General features: G+C 70.0%; 5 protein-coding genes. All 5 read right to left on the bottom strand.

Going from position 1 to position 3,516, the window contains the following annotated elements; genetic code table 11:
- A partial coding sequence (gene ribB, locus R1101_RS0118825) for a 3,4-dihydroxy-2-butanone-4-phosphate synthase (RefSeq protein ID WP_016934886.1) occupies positions 1 to 660 on the bottom strand: 660 nt, incomplete at its 3' end.
- A gap of 74 nt (positions 661 to 734) precedes the next feature.
- The gene (locus tag R1101_RS0118820) at positions 735 to 1,340 is read right to left on the bottom strand and encodes a riboflavin synthase (RefSeq protein ID WP_016934885.1); all 606 of its coding nucleotides are present in this window, start codon (positions 1,338 to 1,340) and stop codon (positions 735 to 737) included.
- 39 nt (positions 1,341 to 1,379) lie between these two features.
- Positions 1,380 to 2,399, bottom strand: coding sequence for a bifunctional diaminohydroxyphosphoribosylaminopyrimidine deaminase/5-amino-6-(5-phosphoribosylamino)uracil reductase RibD (gene ribD, locus R1101_RS0118815; RefSeq protein WP_016934884.1), 1,020 nt, complete (start codon positions 2,397 to 2,399; stop codon positions 1,380 to 1,382).
- Positions 2,396 to 3,079 carry a ribulose-phosphate 3-epimerase gene (rpe, locus tag R1101_RS0118810; protein ID WP_016934883.1) on the bottom strand — a complete coding sequence of 228 codons (684 nt, stop codon included), beginning with the start codon at positions 3,077 to 3,079 and terminating at the stop codon, positions 2,396 to 2,398. The genes ribD and rpe overlap by 4 nt, the downstream gene beginning before the upstream one ends.
- A gap of 141 nt (positions 3,080 to 3,220) precedes the next feature.
- The coding region (locus R1101_RS27510; protein WP_037224109.1) for a PfkB family carbohydrate kinase at positions 3,221 to 3,516 on the bottom strand (296 nt) is incomplete at its 5' end.

Raw genomic sequence — 3,516 nt, 5'->3', positions numbered from 1 at the left:
CCGGGTGGGGATGCGGGCCTCCGCGACACGCACGACGTGCTTCTCGTGCTTACGGCGCCACGCGATGAGATCGGCGATCGAGATCAGGGCGAGCTCATGTTCGTCGGCGAAGACCCGCAGCTCGGCGGTGCGGGCCATCTCGCCTTCGTCCTTCTGCGAGACGATCTCACAGATGACGCCGGCCGGTCGCAGGTCGGCCATGCGGGCGAGGTCGACGGCCGCCTCGGTGTGGCCGGGCCGGCGCAGGACGCCGCCCTCCTTGGCCCGCAGTGGCACCACGTGGCCGGGACGTGTGAAGTCCTGGGCGGTGGCGTTCGGGTCGGCGAGCAGTCGCATGGTGGCGGCGCGGTCGGACGCGGAGATGCCCGTGCCGATGCCTTCCTTCGCGTCGACGGTGACCGTGTAGGCGGTGCCGTGCTTGTCCTGGTTGACGCTGTACATGGGAGGAAGCCCGAGACGGTCGCAGTCCTCCCCGTCCAGGGGCACGCACAGGTACCCGGACGTGTAGCGGACCATGAACGCCACGAGTTCGGGCGTCGCCTTCTCTGCGGCGAAGATGAGGTCGCCCTCGTTTTCACGGTCCTCGTCGTCGACCACGACGACCGCCTTACCGGCGGCGATATCGGCGACCGCGCGCTCGATGGTGTCGAACCTCGTCACTTCCCTGGACTCCAACTCTCGTATCCGGACGACTCGTGCTCCGCGTCCATTGTCGATCTCCACACTACGACGCCTCAACGCGCGTTCTGCAGGCGCTCCACGTACTTGGCGATCACGTCGACCTCGAGGTTGACCAGGGTGCCCGGTTCGGCGGTGCCGAGGGTGGTCAGCGACAGGGTGGTGGGGATGAGCGAGATCTCGAACCACTCGCCACCCGGTTCCCCACCGAGATCCGAGACCGTCAGCGAGACACCGTCGACCGTGATCGAGCCCTTTTCGACGACGTAGCGGGAGATCTCGGCCGGGAGGGAGATGCGCACGACCGTCCAGTTCTCCGAGGGCGTGCGGGAGACGACGGCGCCCGTGGCGTCGACGTGGCCCTGCACCAGGTGACCGCCGAGCCGGCTGTTCAGAGCCGCGGCACGTTCGAGGTTGACGGAGCTGCCGAGCGTGAGCTGCCCGAGCGACGAACGGTCGAGCGTCTCCTGCATCACATCGGCGGTGAAGGAATCTCCGTCGAGGACGTCGACGACCGTCAGGCACACCCCGTTGACCGCGATCGAATCGCCGTGCTTGGCGTCGGAGGTGACCAACGGTCCGCGCACGGTGAAGCGCGCCGCGTCGGCGAGGCTCTCCTTCGCCACGATCTCACCGAGTTCCTCGACGATGCCCGTGAACATGTTCCGCTCCTTAGCTCCCGATCCGTGACCGGGTCCGATTCAGTTGTCCCGGTCCGGGACGAGGGTCAACAGAATGTCCGAGCCGACCGTCTCGACGCGTTCCCGGCGGAACCGTAGCGCGTCCGCGATCGTGCCCACGCCTGCGTCCTCGACGGCGGCCTCGCCGGCTCCGAGCACGACGGGCGCCAGGTACGCCTGGATGCGGTCGACGCACCCCGCCGCGAGGAACGCACCTGCGAGTCGGGGTCCGCCCTCGACCAGCACGTCGGGCCGGTCGTCGAGCGCGGCGAGTACCGCACCGAGGTCATGGGTGCGTAGCACCAGCGTCGGTGCAGAGTCGTCGAGAACCCGTGCGGAGGTCGGGATCTCACGCATACCGACGACCACCCGCAGGGGCTGGTGGGGTGCGAGTTCCCCGTCGGGCAGGCGGGCGGTGAGCCAGGGATCGTCGGCGAGCACGGTGCCGGTGCCGACGATGATGGCGTCGAGCCGACTGCGCTGGTCGTGCACTCGTGCCCGCGATTCGGGGCCGGAGATCCACTTGCTCGTGCCATCGGCGGCCGCGCTGCGGCCGTCCATCGACGCGGCGTACTTCCACGTCACGTGCGGCCGGCCGGTACGTTGCCGATGCAGCCATGCCCGCAGCGGTCCGCGGGTGACGGCTTCGGCACCGAGACCGGGATGCACGGTGACGCCCGCGGCGCGGAGGGTGTCGGCTCCCCCGCCGGCGACGGGATTCGGGTCGGCGACCGAGTAGTAGACCGTGGCGATCCCCGCATCGACGAGAGCCTGCGCGCACGGTCCGGTGCGGCCGGTGTGATTGCACGGCTCGAGAGTGACCACCGCGGTACCGCCCCGGGCACGCTCCCCCGCTGCCACGAGTGCTCGCACCTCGGCGTGCGGGCCGCCGGGAGGTGCGGTGGCACCGATACCCGCCACCGCGCCGTCCGCGTCGAGGATCACCGCACCGACCGGCGGGTTGGGGCTGGTCGTGCCCCGCACGGCCTCGGAGGCGTCGAGCGCGAACTGGAGGGCTTCGGCGATCTCGGGTGCGGTCACGGCGCGAGCGTCAGGTGCGGGGACGAAGCCCCGGCCTGCGCCCGCAACTTGCGGACCGCCTCGCCGGGATCGGCGGCACCGTAGACCGCGGACCCGGCGACGAAGCAGTCCACACCCGCTTCGGCGGCGGCTTCGATGGTGTCGGCGTTGATGCCTCCGTCGATCTCCACGAGCAGACGGAGCTCGCCCGAATCGACGAGACGACGGACCTGGCGGGCCTTGTCGAGGACGTCGGGAATGAAGGATTGACCACCGAAGCCCGGTTCGACGCTCATCACGAGCAGCGTGTCGAATTCCCTCAGGATCTCGAGATAGGGCTCGATGGGGGTACCGGGCTTGACCGACAACCCGGCCTTGCCGCCGGCTGCGCGGATGTCGCGGGCCACCGCGACCGGATCGTCGGTGGCCTCGGCGTGGAAGGTGACGTTGTGCGCACCCGCTTCGGCGTAGGGCGGCGCCCACCGGCCGGGATTCTCGATCATCAGGTGGCAGTCGAGCGGGATGTCGGTCGCCTTCAGCAGCGACTCGACGACCGGGAGACCGAGCGTGAGGTTCGGAACGAAATGAGCGTCCATGACGTCGACGTGGAGCCAGTCGGCACCGGCGACGGCCTGCGCCTCGTCGGCGAGACGAGCGAAGTCCGCGGACAGGATGGACGGAGCGATCATCGGGTGGGCCACAACCGACGAGTCTAGTCGGCGCTCTCCACCGGGTCGGACCTGCATCGGACCACACAGCCCGTAGCCGCACACCCCGGGAATGCCCGCACCCGGGATCCGCGCGCGTCCATCGTGAACGGCGGTGCTCGGACCGCGCGAGGGTCAGACCGCGCGAGCGAGGGCGTCGAAGCGGTCGATGTCCTCGCGGCGGCAGACCTGACTACCCGCGGTGAGCAGAGCGGCCGTACCGCAGGCGATCCCGAGTGCCAGCGCGTCGCGCAGCGACCGTTCCTGCAGCAGCCCCACGACGAGACCTGCGACCATGCTGTCACCGGCTCCGACGGCACTGCGCACTTTGGCCGCCAGGGCCGGTACCCGCACGGCCTCGTCGGCGGTCACCATGACCGCGCCGTCCGCGCCGAGCGAGACGACGACGATCTCCGTGACACCGGCGGTGA

The sequence above is a fragment of the Rhodococcus sp. R1101 genome, assembly GCF_000278445.1.
In the GTDB taxonomy this organism is placed as follows: Bacteria; Actinomycetota; Actinomycetes; order Mycobacteriales; family Mycobacteriaceae; genus Rhodococcus; species Rhodococcus gordoniae.
Note: the sequence above shows the minus strand (reverse complement) of the source record. Positions and strands in the feature narration are given on the sequence as shown.